Source organism: Marvinbryantia sp. (assembly GCF_047017445.1).
Lineage (GTDB): Bacteria > Bacillota > Clostridia > Lachnospirales > Lachnospiraceae > Marvinbryantia.
The window spans coordinates 309,911-327,447 of record NZ_JBKXTT010000001.1; the positions used below are offsets into that span (position 1 = coordinate 309,911).

The 17,537-nt window shown below is 52.1% G+C and carries 11 protein-coding genes; 1 reads left to right on the forward strand and 10 read right to left on the reverse strand.

Annotation, left to right across the window (positions count from 1 at the left end; genetic code table 11):
- Positions 1-100 precede the first annotated feature (100 nt).
- From ACLU9Q_RS01375 to ACLU9Q_RS01395, 5 genes are all read right to left on the reverse strand, one after another.
- Complete coding sequence (locus ACLU9Q_RS01375) at positions 101-475, reverse strand: MerR family transcriptional regulator (RefSeq protein WP_296839501.1); 375 nt, start codon at positions 473-475, stop codon at positions 101-103.
- A gap of 134 nt (positions 476-609) precedes the next feature.
- The gene (locus ACLU9Q_RS01380) at positions 610-960 is read right to left on the reverse strand and encodes a hypothetical protein (RefSeq protein WP_296908505.1); all 351 of its coding nucleotides are present in this window, start codon (positions 958-960) and stop codon (positions 610-612) included.
- Positions 961-1,276: 316 nt separating this feature from the next.
- Positions 1,277-1,864 carry a hypothetical protein gene (locus ACLU9Q_RS01385; protein WP_296839504.1) on the reverse strand — a complete coding sequence of 196 codons (588 nt, stop codon included), beginning with the start codon at positions 1,862-1,864 and terminating at the stop codon, positions 1,277-1,279.
- A gap of 394 nt (positions 1,865-2,258) precedes the next feature.
- Positions 2,259-4,772: a glycoside hydrolase family 3 N-terminal domain-containing protein gene (locus ACLU9Q_RS01390; RefSeq protein WP_412624566.1), complete on the reverse strand. Its 2,514-nt coding sequence runs from the start codon at positions 4,770-4,772 to the stop codon at positions 2,259-2,261.
- Between the two features lie 250 nt (positions 4,773-5,022).
- Positions 5,023-7,386, reverse strand: coding sequence for a glycoside hydrolase family 3 protein (locus tag ACLU9Q_RS01395; protein ID WP_412624567.1), 2,364 nt, complete (start codon positions 7,384-7,386; stop codon positions 5,023-5,025).
- 298 nt (positions 7,387-7,684) lie between these two features.
- On the opposite strand from ACLU9Q_RS01395, the gene ACLU9Q_RS01400 reads away from it, so the two are divergent.
- Positions 7,685-8,506 (forward strand): MerR family transcriptional regulator, encoded by an 822-nt coding sequence (locus ACLU9Q_RS01400; protein WP_296907865.1) that lies wholly within the window; start codon positions 7,685-7,687, stop codon positions 8,504-8,506.
- A gap of 39 nt (positions 8,507-8,545) precedes the next feature.
- Here ACLU9Q_RS01400 and ACLU9Q_RS01405 read toward each other — a convergent pair whose 3' ends face one another.
- The 5 genes from ACLU9Q_RS01405 to ACLU9Q_RS01425 form a co-directional block, all read right to left on the reverse strand.
- Entirely contained in the window at positions 8,546-9,883 is a 1,338-nt protein-coding gene (locus ACLU9Q_RS01405; RefSeq protein WP_412624568.1) for an ATP-binding protein, read from the reverse strand.
- Positions 9,880-10,662, reverse strand: a complete 783-nt coding sequence (locus tag ACLU9Q_RS01410; protein WP_412624569.1) for a LytR/AlgR family response regulator transcription factor — start codon at positions 10,660-10,662, stop codon at positions 9,880-9,882. Before ACLU9Q_RS01410 ends, ACLU9Q_RS01405 begins: the two co-directional genes overlap by 4 nt.
- Positions 10,663-10,774: 112 nt before the next feature.
- Positions 10,775-12,349, reverse strand: a complete 1,575-nt coding sequence (locus ACLU9Q_RS01415; protein ID WP_412624570.1) for an MFS transporter — start codon at positions 12,347-12,349, stop codon at positions 10,775-10,777.
- A 42-nt stretch (positions 12,350-12,391) separates the two neighbouring features.
- A complete protein-coding gene (locus ACLU9Q_RS01420) occupies positions 12,392-14,320 on the reverse strand; it encodes a glycoside hydrolase family 2 protein (protein WP_412624571.1) in 1,929 nt (642 codons plus the stop codon).
- 56 nt (positions 14,321-14,376) lie between these two features.
- Positions 14,377-17,433: a glycoside hydrolase family 3 C-terminal domain-containing protein gene (locus ACLU9Q_RS01425; protein WP_412624572.1), complete on the reverse strand. Its 3,057-nt coding sequence runs from the start codon at positions 17,431-17,433 to the stop codon at positions 14,377-14,379.
- Between the last annotated feature and the right edge of the window lie 104 nt (positions 17,434-17,537).

Genomic DNA, 17,537 nt, shown 5'->3' on the forward strand with positions numbered 1-17,537 from the left:
GCCGTCGGACATCCTCCCGTCCGTTCCATACGCCGCTGCTTCTTCACCGGCCTGCATAACCGACATTTTCGCAGTTCTCTCCAGATATGTCTGCCAGCGTTTAGTCCCAATGCAGCACACCGGTTTTCACAGCCTCCTCGTAGCGCGAGATCTTGTAATCCAGGCGCTCCATCGCCGCCTCTATCGACTGCAGCTGCCCTGCAAGCTGCACGCGCTGTTCCTTTAAAAGCTGACAGCGATCTGCCAGGGTTTTATCTCCCTGCTGCGCCAACCGCACATACTCCGCGATCGCCTCTACCTGCACACCCGCACTGCGCATACATTTGGCAAGCTCCACCCAACCGCAGTCCTCATCTGTATAGTCCCGCAGCCCGCCCAAAGTGCGGTGAACCGGCGGGATCATGCCCGCCTTTTCATAATAGCGCAGCGTATCCTGCGACAGCCCGTATTTCTGGCTTACCTCTGAAATCGTCATGTGTCCACCTGCTTTCCACAGGCAGCAGCTTTGCTTTCTGCCTGTTTATACTGGGTTTTCTGCAGTATAGCATCTGGAGTTTGCTCCAGGTCAAGAAGTTTTTGTAATTTAGCAGATAAATTGTTACGATAAACTTACTGCCAATACTTTGCCATATACCTTTCCGCCGATTCCTCCGGAATCTGAAACTGGCTGATGATGCTGTTCCGCGTATCGTTTCGGGATATGCTGAATTTACGGCAGGTTTCTATCAATGCACGGATGCCCTCTGTAATTCCCAGCTTCCTTCCCTGCTCCATTCCAAGCTGTTTGCCTTGCTCTATTCCTTGCTCTATTCCCAATTGTTTTCCTTCTTCCACGCCCGATTTGTAATGGTCCTCAAATGCTTTACACACCTTCGCTTTCTCTCCCTTCTTTTTTAATTCGTCGTAATATTCCAGATGATCCGTCAGGTCAAAGATTACCCGGTTGGTATCCCCCATCATCTATGTTTTTTGTTGCACATAAATTATAATATGAGATCGTTTATTGTGCAAGTTGATTTTGTAGGAATTTTACGATTACCGGACTGATACCGCCTTTTTGCAGGCCAGCTTCCGGAAATTACCAACCCGGCAGCAACAAAAACAGGGAGGGAAATCCATTCTTCGGATCTCTCTCCCTGCACAATTATCGTTACTGTTCACTCCGTTCACAGTAACCAATTATCTTCTGTATACCAGCCGCATCGGATGGTCTTGCCTTATGCCAGCCACATCAGACAGCCTTTCCTCATGCCAGCTGCATCTGATAATCTTTCCCTTACTCTGCTTTTTCGAAAATGTAAGCGTACTCCCACTCTGCGTCAGCATCCTTCTCGATGTGATCCTCAGAGTAGCCAACGATGAGCTGTCCGTCTGCGTTCAGGCCGATTACATCGAAAAGCTCCATGTCGTCGATTTCAACGCCTGTGATTACGTCGAAGAAAACGCCCTCGTCGTCGTCACGGATTTTGAATTTATCTGCACCACTGAAATTGCACTCGCCTTCGCCGACAACATCTACGGTTGTCCAGTTCTCCCAGCTTCCGGAGCACTTGTAATCGTCTACATCGATGTCGTCATGAGAGAAGGACATGGTTCCCTTGAGGTTGATCGCGTCTGCATGGATGTAAGCAGCCTCGTCTACCAGCTTGTTTGCATCAATGCTCAGCTCAAGCTCCAGTGTGCAGGCATCCTCAGCCACATCAATAACGCCGTCGTCTGCGGTGTACGCATTTACCAGCGTCCAGGTACCCTCGTAATCCTCCGGAGCTGCTTCATAATTCAGCTCCATATTTACGTCTGCTGCAGATACGGTTGCCGGAACCATCATCATTGCCATCAGCGCTACAACAAATCTCTTTTTCATGATAAATCATTCTCCTTTCACCGAAGGGGAAAGCCCCGACAGGACACCCCTTAATATTGTTATTTTATATAGAATAGAATACCACACTTTTGCACAAAAAAGAAGCACCCAAAAAAACAGATATCCGCCTTTTTCTGTCGTGAATGTGTATTTGTGTCGTGAATAAGCATATTTCGTCGTAATTTATCTTCGTTTTTGTGTAATCTGTCTTTTCCGGCGCAAAATCACCCGCCCGTTCAGCTGCAATCCAGCAGAACATTTGCATACGTTTTATTGCAATGCAGACGAGCCTTTGGATCAGAAGCCGCACAAGCAGATAATTTTAAAATACAGCGGAGGTATCCGCAAGATACGGATACCTCCATTTTGAATTGCAAAGCTGCTGAATGTGACGTTACGCCGCCTCTGTTTCTGTTTCAGCCGCCTCGGTTACTGCTTCTGTCTCTGCAGCTTCTTCTGCTGCATCCTCTGCAGCCGCTTCTGCGGAATCATAGCTCAGACCATACCATGCGCTGTACAGGTTGCCGTCTGCATCCTGGTATGCAAAGCTGCCGGACGGAGACTGTGCAAGCACATCCTCTGCGATATACTGGTCTTTGTCATAACCCGGAACATCGTTCGGGGATACACAGATTTCATAGGTCTCGCCGTTTTCTGCGGTCACTTCGTTTACTGCGATCACTTCGTTGCAGGAAACCATCGTTACCGGAAGCTTACCGGTCGGGTTGTAAGCGCCTGTGAGCACATCCATACGTGCGGAAACCGGAGTCTTGAAGGAACCGATCAGACCGTCGCAGTACGGCTCAAGGTTTGTAAGGATCCACTGGCTGCTGATGTCGATGGAAGCGATTACGATACCGCCGTTTGCATGTACCGCGTCTGCAATTCCCGGAATATCCTCTACATCCATCAGAGTGGTAGCTTCTACTGTCTCGCCTGTCTTGGACGCATCTGTCGGATGATTTACTTCGTCAACCTCCAGCTCGTCCACAAGGTCGATAACGTTCATGAAGGTGTTGCTGTTGGAAACGCCGCCCGGAACTACATCCAGGAATGCGATGTCCGCTTCCTCTGCGCTGCCTGCGATGGTGTAACCAGCCTCTTCAAATGCTGCCGTCCAGCTTTCCAGAGCTGCTTCATCCTCGCCTGCGTTGGTGAAGGATGCAACGTAAACGCTCTTGGAGGTATCTGCCAGCGGAAGTACGTTCTCATGGTTCTTCATCAGAACAACGGATTTCTGGCTCAGCTCGGTACCGATTGCTTCAATATCTGCTGCCAGACCATCCAGGGTTGCCTTGCTCTCTTCCACATCCTTATACGGATTCTCAAACTGTCCCATTTCGAAAACAGTTGCCAGCGTATTGCCGTTTGCACGGTCAAGCGCTTCCTGCTCGATGAGCCCCTGGTCATATGCTTCGTAGAAAGCATCCCAGTTAATGCCGCTGAACCAGTCGCCGATTACATCAGAACCTGCGTTGATGATTGCCGCGATACGCTCCGGAACGGTCAGATCCTCCGCACCGAACTGCATACCCATCTCCACGATACCGGAATCGGTATTGATAAAGCCGTCAAAGCCCATCGTATCCTTCAGCAATGTGCCAAGGATGGTGGTGTTGTACGCATTTGCAAGCTGTTCCGGGTCAAGCTCCACGCCCTGGTAGCTCTGAGCCACGCTGCCGTAGGTGCCTTCGTCCGCCGGACGGCTGTAACCCGGCATAATGCCTGCAACGCCTGCGTCGATTGCTGCTGCAAAGCCCGGAAGCTGATATTTCTCCAGAGAACCCTCAGTCTGGTATACACGCCACTCACCGATCTTATTGTGGGACTCGTAGCCGTTGTAAGCTGCGCCGTCACCCGGGAAGTGCTTCATGATCAGAGCGACATCGCCGTCCTGCGCGCCGTCTGTTCCCGTCTGATAACCGGATACCAGTGCGGAAGCGATGCCCGCCGTTACTTCCGGAACCTCAGAATAAGTACCGTTGTTGCGGTTCCAGCGCGGGTCTGTGATAAGGTCGATCTGCGGACCGTACATACGGCTGATGCCCTTTGCATCCCATACCTGTCTGTCGATATCTGCCCAGCGCTCGATCAGGCTGTAGTCTCCGCCTGCTGCAACATCGCCCATAACAGCGGCTGCATAGCCCTGGGTACCCGGAGCCTCATAAATTGCCTGCGGGTTGGAAATGATGGTAAACGGCACAGTCGGCTCGCTCTTGGCAACTGCCGCATACTCTGCCGTCATGTTTACTGCGTTTGTCCACAGTGCGCCGGTCTCTGCATCCGTTGTCACACGAAGTACGCCGGAACGGCTCTCAAAGGTAAGCATCTCGCCGGTGCTGTTCGGACGTGCTTCCGCACCCATGCCTGCCGCTGCTCCTGCAGCTTTCGAAGCAAAATCTCCTTCTTCGCCCTCTTCCTCTTCTTCTGCAAGTACCATATGCAGCGCATCCGGAGTTACCGTCATAAGCTGGCTGAAAATCACATTGCCTTCCTCATCGTAAACTTCTTCCGCTGATTTTGCGGTCGGGCTGCACATAAGCTGATTTACCAGCAATCCTACGCGCTGCTCTCTGTTCAGCTTTGTGAGAAGGTCCGCCACACGCTCGTCTGTGGAAAGACGCCAGTCCTCAAATGCATCCAGCTCCTGGTCGTTGTCGCTGTCTTTGAAGTAAAGACCGTCCTGCTGGATCACGCCAACAAGCGTAACGCCGATGGTCGGTCCGTCCGCGTTCTCATAGAACACCGGGGCAAGATACTCCGTCGGTCCCTGCTGCTCTGCGTCGATGCTGTACGGCGCTGCAATGTACTCTGCTCCGCCTTCTTCTGCAAAAGCAGTTGCCGTCAGAGACGCTGCCATCGCGGTAGCGGTCATCACGCTGACAGCCTTTTTCATAGTTTTCTTCATACAATTATCCTCCTTTTGATATGAAGTTTTGTAAAATTAAACCAATACGCACGGTCATTGGTTCATTTTCCCTAGCATATCACACTTTTGCACAAAAAAGAAGTGCCCGCAAAATACGGACACCCCCATTTTTCCGACGCAAGCGCTATTTTTTGCCGCAAATAGCACTGTTTTTACCGCGAGTCGGATTCATTTTTGTGTAATATGTCTTTTTCAGCGCAGACTCCCGCCCTGTCATTTTGGTCAGTTTTTACTCTGCCGCATCGTAGCTCAGACCATAGTTCAGAGCATATACGTTGCCGTCCGCATCCTGGTAAGCATAGCTGCCGGACGGGGACTGTGCAAGCACGTCCTCTGCGATGTACTGGTCCTTGTCGTAACCCGGAACATCGTTCGGGGATACGCAAACCGGATAAGTCGTGCCGTCGATATCCGTATCGTTTACTGCGATCACCGCATCACAGGATACCATCGTTACCGGAAGCTTACCGGTCGGATTGTAAGCGCCGGTCAGAACATCCATGCGTCCCTCTACCGATGTGGAGAAGGAACCGAGCAGAGCGTCACAGTACGGCTCCAGATTCGTCAGAATCCACGGATTAGAGATGTTTACAGATGCCGCCACGATACCGCCGTTTGCATGTACCGCATCTGCGATTTCCGCAATATCATCCACGTCAGACAGCGTTGTAACATCAACTGTCTCGCCGGTCTTTTCTGTCTGGTCTTCCGTGCTCACCTGGTCAACCTCCAGACCGTCTGCCAGGTCCAGAACTGCCATGTACTCCGCGCTCATGGAAACGCCGCCCGGAACCACATCCAGGAATGCGATGTCCGCTTCTTCTGCACTTTCAACAAGCGTGTAGCCGGCGCCTTCAAAGGCAGCCGTCCAGTTTTCCAGAGCCGTCTCATCCTCTCCGTTTGCCGTAAAGGATGCAACATAAACCTTCTTGGAGGTATCGGAAAGCGGCAGTGCGTTCTCATGGTTCTTCATCAGAACAACCGATTTCTGGTTTATTTCTGTCTTCATAGCGGAAATTTCGTCCGCCTTCTCTTCACCGAGCGCCTTGCTCTCTGCCGCATCGCGGTACGGGTTGTCAAACATACCCATATCGAAATAGGATACCATACGGTTTGTGGTTGCGCGTGTAAATGCTTCCTCTGTCACCAGACCGGATGTCACCGCTTCCGTAACAGACGTCAGATCCATCGTTGCGCTGAAGCCGTCGCCGACAACGTCGCAGCCCGCGTTGATAACAGCCGCATAGCGCTCCGCCTCAGTCATATCCTCTGCGCCCCAGAACTGGTTTGTAATAATGTTGGAATCGGAGTTAATAAAGCCGTCAAAGCCCATCGTATCCTTCAGCAGCGTCTGAAGCATCGTGGTATTGTATGCACTTCCGATTTCCTCCGGAGTGATCTCAACGCCCTTATAGCTCTGTGCTGCGCTGCGTCCGTCAGTAGCCGGACGGCTGTAGCTCGGCATGATACCTGCAACACCTGCGTCTACTGCAGCCTGGAAGCCAACGAGCTGATATTTCTCCAGGGAGCCCTCGGTAGCGTAAATGCGCCACTGTCCCATGCCATAGTGCGATTCAAATCCATTTTCCGCAGCGCCATCGCCCGGAAAATGCTTCATGATCAGACCAACATCGCCGTCCTGCGCGCCGTCTGTACCGTGCTGATAGCCGACAACCAACGCATTTGCGATACCGGACATTACTTCCGGATCCTCGGTATAGGTCGTCTCGTTACGGCTCCAGCGCGGATCCGTAATCAGGTCGATCTGCGGACCATACATCTGACGGATACCCTTTGCATCCCAGATTTCTGCATCCAGCTCCGCAAACTTCTGAATCAGATCATAATTTCCATCGCCGATCGCAGCCGCCGCAAAGCCCTGTGTTGCCGGATATCCGGTGAGCATCGGATTGGAGATCAGCATAAACGGAATATTTACTTCGCCCTTTGATACCGCCGTAAATTCGGCCAGCTGGTTCAGCGCGTTGTTAAAGAGTGCGCCTGTCTCCGTATCGTTATCCTTACGGAGAACACCGGAGCGTACCTCTGCCACCGTCACATTTGAATAATCAAAGGCGGAGCCGAGCGCCGCCATCGGGTCTGCTTCGCCCTCTTCCTCTGCGTTTTCATCCTCCTCCACCGGAAGCATCACGAGCTGGCTGAGGATAACATTCCCCTCCTCGTCATACACCTCGTCCGCCGTTGTCGCAGACGGGCTGGTTACCAGCGCATTTTTCAGAAGCGCGATACGCTGCTCCTGCGTCATCTTTCCAATCAGGTCCGCCGCACGCTCCTCCGAGCCAAGACGCCAGTCCTCAAATACATCCAGCTCCTGATCGTTATCGCTGTCTTTAAAATACAGACCGTCCTGCTGGATCACGCCAACAAGCGTCACGCCGATGGTCGGGCCGTCTGCATTCTCGTAGAATACCGGCGCCAAGTACTCAGTCGGGCACTCGACGCCCTCCTCCACCGTGTACGGCGCTGCAATGTACTCTGATGCGCTCTCTTCCGCGAAAGCCGTCGCCGTCAGAGATGCAGCCATCGCTGTTGCGGTCATCACGCTGACAGCTTTTTTCATGGTTCTCTTCATACACTTATCCTCCTTTTACCAATACTCACACGATTGGTTTATTTTTTCAATCATAGCATAATTTTGCACAAAAAAGAAGAGCACCCATTTTTCGGCACTCTTCTGATTTTCGACGCAAACCGATTTTATTTTCGCAAATTCACGATTTTCATCCGCAAATATTTTTTATTTTTGTGTACTATGCAATATCCGACGCAGACGCCTGCCCCGGTCTTTTTCATTTCCCGTTTTCCATTGACGAAACTATATTTTGTATTTATACTATAAGGTATACCATTATGGGAAGGTCAAGTATAAAATGGAAAAAACAGATAATTTATTTACGATCGGTGAATTCTCCCAGTTGACGGGCGTCAATGCCAAATCGCTGCGCTACTATGAGAAGATCGGCGTCCTGTCCCCTGTCTGGATCGATCCGGATAATTCCTACCGCTATTACACGCTCGCACAGGGCAGTCTGGTCCGCTCTATCCAACATTATGTGGAGGCTGGTGTTCCGCTTGAGCTTCTGCACAACTATATCGATCCGGCCACCCAGAGGATCCAGTTCCGTGAACAGATTGCCTACGGCATAGAGGCGGTGAAACAGAAAATAGAAAAGCTGGAACAGTTTCTTGAAAAATCAGAAATGCTCCAGCAAAAAATGTCCCGCTGCGAACGGCTCAGAAAAAGCAGCCTCCCCGTCTCTGAAGTTCTGCCCGAAAAGCACTATCTGCTGACACCGGCAGGCGACCGCATAACATATCGAAAATATGGAACGCTTTCAAAACGTTTCCTGCTGGATATCAAGCGTGAAGGACTAACAGCAGGCACTGAGATCGGTATCCTTTCCCGTCGTTCGGGCAACAGCTACCAAAATTATATTTTCGCAGATATTCAGCCGGAGGAGCGGGATATCAGAAACGATCGCCGCTATCTTCATCTGCCTAGGCAGCACTATCTTTCCACAGTGATCCCTTTCCCCGAAAATGGATCTGTGGAAAAATACTTCCCGGAAGAAAAACCGGATATCATTCTGCTGACATATCTTTTTACAGAGGATTTTGATTTTCGTAATCCGGAATACGAGCTTCGCTGGAGTGCTGATCCTCCGGAAGCAGCATATCACGATGCCCTTTAGGATACATTAACTTTCTCCAGACTATACCGTTGCTTCACCTTACTCCTCCGGCTCGATCCGCATGGATACCGTCAGCCGGAAGGTATTTCCCTCCGCCTCCACGGAAGCGTTTCCGCCGTGCTGCTGCGCGATCGCAATGATCGAGCGCAGCCCGAAGCCGTGGTGATGTTCTTCCTCCTTGGTGGTGATCGGAAGACCGTTTTCAAATTTCAGCTCATGCTCGAAATAATTTTCCACCACCAGGATCACCATATCGTCGCGTCTTGCCGCCCGCAGGGAGATAAACTTCTTCTCCGGATGCTCAACATGCTCCATTCCCTCCAGCGCATTGTCCATCGCATTTCCAAAGAGCGCATAGATTTCCATGTCCGTCAGGCAGTAAAAGAGCTTTCCATCCACAATGTAGGTAAAGCGCACGCCGTTCATGGAGCAGATGATATTTTTCTCCGTGAGCACCACGTCCAGGCTCTTGTTGCCGGAATCCACCACCGTATTAAATTCGTCGATGGAATCCCGCAGGCTGTCCAGGTACTTCTGGAACTGCCGCTGCCCCTCTGTCGATCGCAGCAGGTTGACGTAATGCTTCAGATCGTGACATTTAATCTGCAGCGACAGGATTCCCTCACGGCTGATCTCATAATAACGCTGCTTGCTGCTGATAAAATTCTGCATACTTAAGTTTTCGTGCTGCAGAAGCGACAGATACGCCATCAACATCAGCAAAATAAAGTTTACGACGCTGTACAGAAGCGCCGTGAGGAAAAACAACATTCCGGAATCTGTCAGCTTTTTCGGAAACAAAAGCTGATACATAAACTCCAGCAGCATCTGGCTGAGAAGAATGACAACAAATATGCACCTGATCGCTTTCAGAGGGAAGGAAACCTCGCGATGTACAAAATACTGATATACCTTCAGGCAGCACACCTCAATAAGCACATACAGCATATAGGACATGATCGACTGAAAGGGGCTTCCGCCTGTCCAGGTAGCGTCCGGACTGACCGGGATCGCCGAGATCAGCTTTACCGCATCCCACGATATCCGGTAGATCGTGAGCGCTATGATACTGTTAAAAATCGCCGCGTCGTTGGAAATATGATAGCAAAACCGGGCACAGAGAACAAACAGAAGGCTCAGCACCATAATATAAAAGCTGTAGCCGATGGCAACCAGCACTTTTGGGGACAGGACGACCTCCAGCGTGTAGCGCATACACCAGCTTGCCGCGCACAAAAGGGCGAAGCTCAGAAAGATGCGCGCACCAAAGGAACGCTTCTTTTCCGCCTTGTTCCACACGACCAGATGAATGAAAAAGATGATCCCGGAGGATATGCGCCAGTCTATCTCCCGGATCCACCAGACCGGCGTCATCATACGCTTTTCCCCAGGAAGTTAATGAAGCGCTGCTCTATCTCCTTCTGATGCGACTTTGAAATCTGCACACGCTCGTTGTTTACTTCCACAAAATCGCTTCCTACCCGTTTAATGTGGCGCATATTTACCAGATAGGAGCGGTTGCACTGGATAAAATTGCGGTCGTCCAGCTTTTTGCGCACTTCGCCCAGCCTGCCGCGCACCTTGTAATCACCCTGCTCGGTGTGGTAGATGAGGTCATGATCGTACACCTCCACAAAATAGATGCTGTTCGAGGGAATGCTCACGATGCCGTCCGAAGTTTTTAAGGCAAGCGTAACATTGGTGCTGTCGCTGATGCGCTTGATCGCCTTCTCCAGCACGCGGTCGATGGAAAACTGATCGATCGGCTTAATGATAAAGTCCATCGCGTCCACCTCGTAGCCGCGTATAGCAAACTGCGCCATATGCGTCACGAAAATAAGCTGCGCCTCCTTGTTGACAATGCGCAGAAATCTCGCCGCATCCAGCCCGTCCATCTCGCCCAGACGGATATCCAGGAATACGATATTATAAAGCTCCCGGCTGCGGATAAACTCCACACCGTCATAATACCGGTGGATCACGTGCTCCTCTCCCTTTGCATTAAAATAATGTTCCACACAGTCAACCAGTTCCTGCATTTCTTTCGTGTCATCGTCCACGACTGCAATCAGAAGCATCGCTCTTCCTCCCCCATTAATATCATAAAAACGACCGCCGAAGCGTATATCCGTCAGGATATCGCATTCAGCGGTCATTCCGCCACTTCTATACCCTATTATAATATAGAAGTGTCAATTTTACAAATGAGAAATCATACAAAATTGTACAAAATTATTGTTAAAAACTACTATTCGCGGCAGCTTTCCGTTAAGATTTAAATTCCGCCGGAACCTGATCGATGGTCTGATACATCTTCATCGCCTGCTCCATCGTCTTGCCGTCAGCGATCGCCGCTTTTCTTGCCGCGTTCACCGCCTGGATTTCCTTCATCTTCGGTCCGGTCAGCGTGTAGCCCTTCATCGCGATCAGCGTCGCGATCCATGCCAGCATCGGAATGATGCAGAACAGCACGATCACCACCCAGTTCATGCCGGGCGCATACGGCGTCTCTGCTGCCGGAAGGTCAGAAAGACCGATAAACGATACCGCAATCGCAACAACCGTGGTAGCGAGCGAAGAAACCAGCTTATCTACCAGACTGAACAGCGTACCCATGATACCCGGAATATATTTGCCGGAGCGGTACGTCTCGTAGTCCGAGCAGTCCGCAACCATCGGGATCGGCATATCTGCAGTAGAATAGTACGCTCCATAGCCGATGCCAAAGAATACGATAAACAGGATCGTGTACAGATTAATGGAAAGCCCATTCTCTCCCATAAGGGAAAGGTTGAATGCCGGGTCGCCCTGCCTCCAGAAGAGCAGCAGTACAAGCACGCCTACGTACATGATCAGCGCCAGGCGCACATATTTCTCCAGAGATGCCTTCTGCCCCTCCTTCTGAGAAGTACGGATCGTCAGCAGGAAGAACGGCGCCGAGCATGCATAGCCGAGCACCATCATCGGCAGATACAGTCCGTCGTAATCTCCCATCATACAGCCGTACAGCATACACAGTACGGACACGTTTGTGGCGATAGCGAGTGCCAGCTTACAGCCCGCACCGGCAACCATCAGACGCTGCATCGGCTTGTTGCCCTTGATAATTGCAATGTACTCGGAAACCTTTACCTTCTCGGCGTTTGCTCCGCCGATGCCGTAATACTTCGGCTGGTCCTTCTCCCAGATACCGATCACTGCCAGGATCGTCAGCACGATCGAGATCACGATGCCAAGCGGGGCGAGCACACGGTAAAATTCCGCCGTGTTGTAGTCGCCAACGTTGGAACGGATGATCGGTGCCAAGAACTGCATCGCGCCCATACCGATAAGGCTTCCAACCGTGTTAAACAGCGTAAACATCGGGCGCTGCTTCGGATCATTTGTCAGAACCGTCTGCCCGGAACGGGTGCAGGAGGTCTGGAAGGTATAACCGATCACCCAGATAAAATACAGCAGCACAAACAGCACATAGCGCAGCCACATCATAGATTCCGGGATCAGCGGGGTAAACAGATACAGCACCAGCACACTCGCCGCCATGACAAGGTTGCCGATGATCATAAACGGACGGAATTTGCCAAATTTGCCGCTGGTGCGGTCAATCAGCGCGCCAATGATCGGATCGGTGATTGCATCGCAGAGACGCATCGCCGTCACCATGATAGTCGCAAACGCCATCAACAGGCCGAGCACGCCGTTGCCGAACATCGCGATGTAGGAAAGCACTAACACAAAGTATACATTTGTCGCGCCGTTATTCAGCGGGAAAAGCACAAGCTGATACGCTTTCGCGCGGTTCATGCCGTCCTGCCCGGTCGTCTTTGCAGAATTATTACTCATTTCCACAGACTCCTTTCTTTTTTCTACAGCAGGATAAGCGCCTTATACCCAGTTGCTCTTCTGCCTGTTTTTATCCTTTTTCAGTTTATAGGACGGATTCGGGCTGCTCACCTTTCTGAGCACCGCCGTGTCGCGCAACTTGCCCGCGCGCACCTCCAGCTTGTTCACATCGGAAAGCGGAACCGTAAAGGTAACTACCTTATCCACATCCGCCTCACCCATTACCTTGCCGTTGTTGTACAGCTTCACATGCGGCTGGTTCGTGTAGATCTTCACCTTCGTCTCTGCACCCGTGCGGTCAGCCATGCGCTTCCCGGCGATATGCACGAACGGCTCGTCACTCCAGAACGCCTTGTATAAATAGAAGCTGTCCTTCTTCGTCTTGCGGTCGAAGGTCACAAGCCCTTTGTGGTTCATGCCCGGCTCGCCGCCCTGATCTCTCGCGTCGGCTGCGAAGTCAAACATATTCCACACGTAATTTGCCCACATATACGGATGCCGCTCAAAGCAGCGCAGCATAAATTCGTGATACTTCGCCTGATATTCCTCCGTGTGGTCACCGCGGCGCGGATGCTCCGAGTGAAGATTCGGCATACCCTCACAGCCGTACTCCGAGAAGCACAGGGAGCGCTTCGGGTACACCAGATGGAAGAAACTGATCCAGAGGTCGTTTAAAAACAGCCCCGGCACATACCAGCCAAGGTACAGATTCCAGCCCACGATATCCGTGATATGCGCCACCTTGTTGAACGGTCCGCACATCGCGTAGCAGGCAAGCGTCGTCAGACGCGTAGAATCCATCTCATGACAGAGATCATTCAGCACATGATGGTTGTCCAGCATGTCCTTCTTGTCCTTCGTTGAGATCGTGATCTCATTCGACACGCCCCAGCACACGATACAGGCATGGTGATAATTCTGAGTGATCAGCTCCTTCATCTGCGAGATCGTGTTTTCGCGTCCCTTCGGCAGATGCTCGGAAATATAGGGGATCTCCGCCCACACCACAAAGCCCATCTCATCACAGCGGTCGTAGAAATACTGGCTGTGCTGATAATGCGCAAGGCGGATGGAGGTGGCGCCCATCTCGCGGATCAGCTCCAGGTCCTCATCATGCTCAGCTTCTGTAATTGCATTGCCCAGACCTTTTCTGTCCTGGTGGCGCGATACGCCGCGCAGCGGATAGCAGCGGCCATTTAAGAAAAAGCCTTTGTCCTTATCCACATGGAATGCACGCACGCCGAAACGCAGGCGCACCTCATCGAGCACGATGCCGTCTTCCTTCAGCTCGACCACCGCCGTGTACAGGTACGGGTCCTTCACACCGTCCCAGCGGTGCGGCTTCTTCATCACGATCATCGCATTGCTTCCCGCGCCAGCCGCAGCCGGTTTCCCGGCAGCGTCCAGAATGGTGATCACCGTCTCCGCCTCCGGCGCGTTGTTCCAGCTCTCCACGGTTACCTTTGCGTCCTCTCCGTCCACAACCGGCGTGATCTTCACGCCCGGTCCGCCGAAGTGATCCATATCAAAATGCTTTTTATGAACCACGATGGTCTTTACATCGCGGTAAATGCCGCCGTAGAAGGTAAAGTCCGCCTTCTGCGGATACACGTGGTCATTCACACTGTTGTCCACCGCCACCTGCAGATCGTTTTCCGTCTGCAGAAGGTCTGTCACCTCCACGCGGAAGGTAGAATAGCCGCCGTCGTGATGACAGCAGGCGCGTCCGTTTAAGGTGACGTCCGCCGTCGCGTTCACGCCGTCAAATTCCAGATACACGCACTCCGTCTCCGGATCGAAGGAAGGCGCCGCAAAGGTGGTGGTGTAGGTGCAGGTACCGCGGTAATAATCGTTGCCGCCGTCCTGTCCGTCGATATTATTCCAGGTATGGGGAAGGCGGACGGTTGTAATTTTTTTGTCGGGGCCGGCAAACTGCCATTCCCGGTTCAGCAGACTCTCACGTCTTCTCATAGTCTCTTTCCTTTCTTTTCAGGGTCCGGGCAGAAACTGCCCGGACCTGTGCCGGATTACGCCTTCTTTTTCTTTTTGAAGCTAAAGCCTGCAATATCAAGGATCAGCCAGAGCGCGCTTAGCAGCGACAGCACTGCAAACACGTATGTCAGTGTCGTCAGCAGCGTGGACCACCACGGCGTCACATGCACGATCATCGTATCCGCGCTGATACCGTCCATACCGCGGGAGTGTACTACCGTGTACAGAATGCGGTGCGCAGATTCTCTCATCGCCTGTGCGATCTGTGCGTTCTCCTTGGAAGCTCCCGGAGCATAGTCTGCAAATTCAAAGCCAAGGTCGCTCGCCGCGCCCTCCACATTCGTTCCGCTCACGCCCGGATAGTTATCCGGGATATCGTTTCCTGCCAGAACCTCATGCGGCTTGGACATGTAGCTGCCGTCGTACATATCGGTTACTGCGAAGCCAGTCATACCGGCCTCACCGCGCAGCCATGCCGTCTGCAGGTTGTACATTGCGCCGGACCACATTGCGCCGAGACGGTTGAACGCCGTCATCACACACTTCGCATCCGAATTTACGATCGGAAGCTCGAATGCTCTTAAGTAAAGCTCACGCAGCGCCTGCTCATTGCACCAGGTACCGATACCCTGCCTCTGTTCCTCCTGATCATTCAGAACGAAATGCTTGTTGTAAACATATACGCCCTTTTCCTGGATCGCCGCCGTCTCAACACCTGCGATCAGACCGGTGAGGATACCGTCCTCAGAATAATACTCAAATACACGTCCTGCGTACGGTGTGCGGTGGATATTAAGGCCAGTGCCGTAGAAACCTGCATAGCCTGCCCACATAGCGTCCTCGCCGATCAGCGTGCCGACTTCCTCTACAAGCTGGTCGTTGAAGGTTGCCGCGATGATACCATTGCACGGATAGCAGGTACCCGTCTGATCCTTATCCGGGTCATTCGTCTGCGTTGCATAACCGTTCGGTCCGATGCTGTATGCCTGTGTCACACCGCTCGGTCCGTTGTGGTCGAGCGTTTCCGGTTTGCCGATTTCCTGTACCGCAACCGTCATACGAAGGCCAACCGCGCACAGCTTGCTGAGCTGGCTGTAGGTGAGCTGGTCGAGGAATTCCTCCCACTTCGCATCGCTGTACGGGATCGGATTGCCCGCATCGTCCTGCAGCATGTCGATTAACTGGTACTCTGTCTCCGTGGAACCCATCGTCGGCCAGTTTCCGTCGTTCTCCGGGATATCCGCATCGTCGAGCACAACGTCCGCTGCGATCTGATCCGTCATCGTCAGTTTCACATAATTCGTATTCCATCCCTCGTCATCGTCCGGGGTGAACATCATGGTCGTGCCCTCCCAGTCGCTGCGGGTGATATAGGTAACGGAGTTGTCGCCTCTGCCCTCGTAGCGGTTGATATCCGCGTCCGCAAACAGGCTGGTCACTTCGTTGCCGGTGCCGTATGCCGTCGCATAGGTCTCGCTGTCGAAATCATAGTCTACATCGTAAACCATGTCCGCATTGCCATCCTCTGTCATGCCGTCGGATACCTTTTTGCCCTTTGCAGCAAGAATGTTGTTTGCCGCAGCATGGGAGTTGTCCGCCGCCGTGAAGTAATACTTCCCTTCATCCAGAATGTAAACGCCGGTGCCGTATGCGTCATAAGAGGTAAGGAAGTACTCCGGTACCTCTACGGTAACGGTCTCGCTTGCGCCCGGTTCGAGCATCTGCGTCTTGCCGTAGCCAACCAGCTCTACCGCCGCCTTTTCAATCTGGTTTTCTTTGTCATAATCGGTGTACGGCTTCTGCGCATAAATCTGCACTGCCTTCTTACCAGCCACGTCGCCGGTGTTCGTCACGTTGACATTGATCGTGTAGGTCGTCTCCTGACCTTCGCCGCTCTTCGTCACTTCCATATCAGACATTTCAAATTCGGTGTAGCTTAAACCGTAGCCGAACGGATATGCCACAACCTCGTCATACTCGTAGTCGCCAACATTCTCCGTGCCGAGCACTACGTCCTCATAACGCGTCTCGGTGTAGCGATAACCGACATAAATGCCCTCCTGATATACAACATACATATTGTATACACGTCCGTGGGAACCAAAATCGTAACCGTCAGAGCCTTCATAGGTGTAGCTTCCAAAGTTTGCCATCGCCGGGTCAAGCAGGTTATCCACCCACCAGGTATCCGGGAGCGAACCGGACGGATTCACCGAACCGGAGAGGATATCAGCCACCGCATAAAGACCGGTCTGTCCGACAGAACCGATCCACAGCGCCGCGTCAACGCCGTAATCCTCTTCGTTGATGAACTCCGCGGAAATCGGGTTTGCGCTGTTGATCAGCACAACAATAGAGGAAATATCGCCTGCATCCTTCAGCTCCTTCAGCCCTTCCAGAATGGAGCGCTCGTTTTTGTTTAAAGTCAGATAATCGCCGTTTTTGCCGTCGTCGTGGTTTACGCTCTTGAGGTCGTTTGCCTCGCCGCCCACACGGCCAACCACAAAGATCGCGGTCTCGCCGTTGCCGAAGCTGCTTGCAGCGTCAGACTTATTGATGCTTTTCCAGGAAGCCTCGTTGATGTTTCCATCATCAAAATCGCGTCCGTATTCCTCCTCCAGGTACCAGTCGAGCAGGTCGCTGTTCACGACCGTAAAGCCGCCCTCTTCCATGACGTCCTTATAGGAAGGAGCGTCCGCGGAGGATACCGCGCCGGAGCCGGTACCGCCGTATACCGGGGAGATTGCCGTTGCACCAAAGAGGGATACGTCTGTTCCCTGCAGCGGCAGTGTGTTATTATCGTTTTTCAGCAGAACGGCGCCCTCGCCTTCCACCTCACGTACCTTTGCAAGTCCGGCAGCCTTTAAGTCGGCAACCGATGTAAATTCGCTGTCATAGTATCTTGCATAATCATTTTCGTCAACAGGACTTCCATCCTTTTTGACCATTTTGGATGTAGAAATACCCAGGAAAGAATTGATCTGTCCGGTAAACTCGCTTGCGACCGAGCTGCCGAAATACACGAGCACCAGCAAAACAACAAAGATGTTCGTTAAAACCTTCTTGAGCGTTCTTTTCTTTGAGGACCTCATATGCAGTCTCCTCTCTTTCTTGAAAATTGTGTGTGACTTAACCTTAACTCCGTATCTGCACGGCCTCCATGCGGGGAAGCTGCGCGCTGTTTTGCATAACCTTC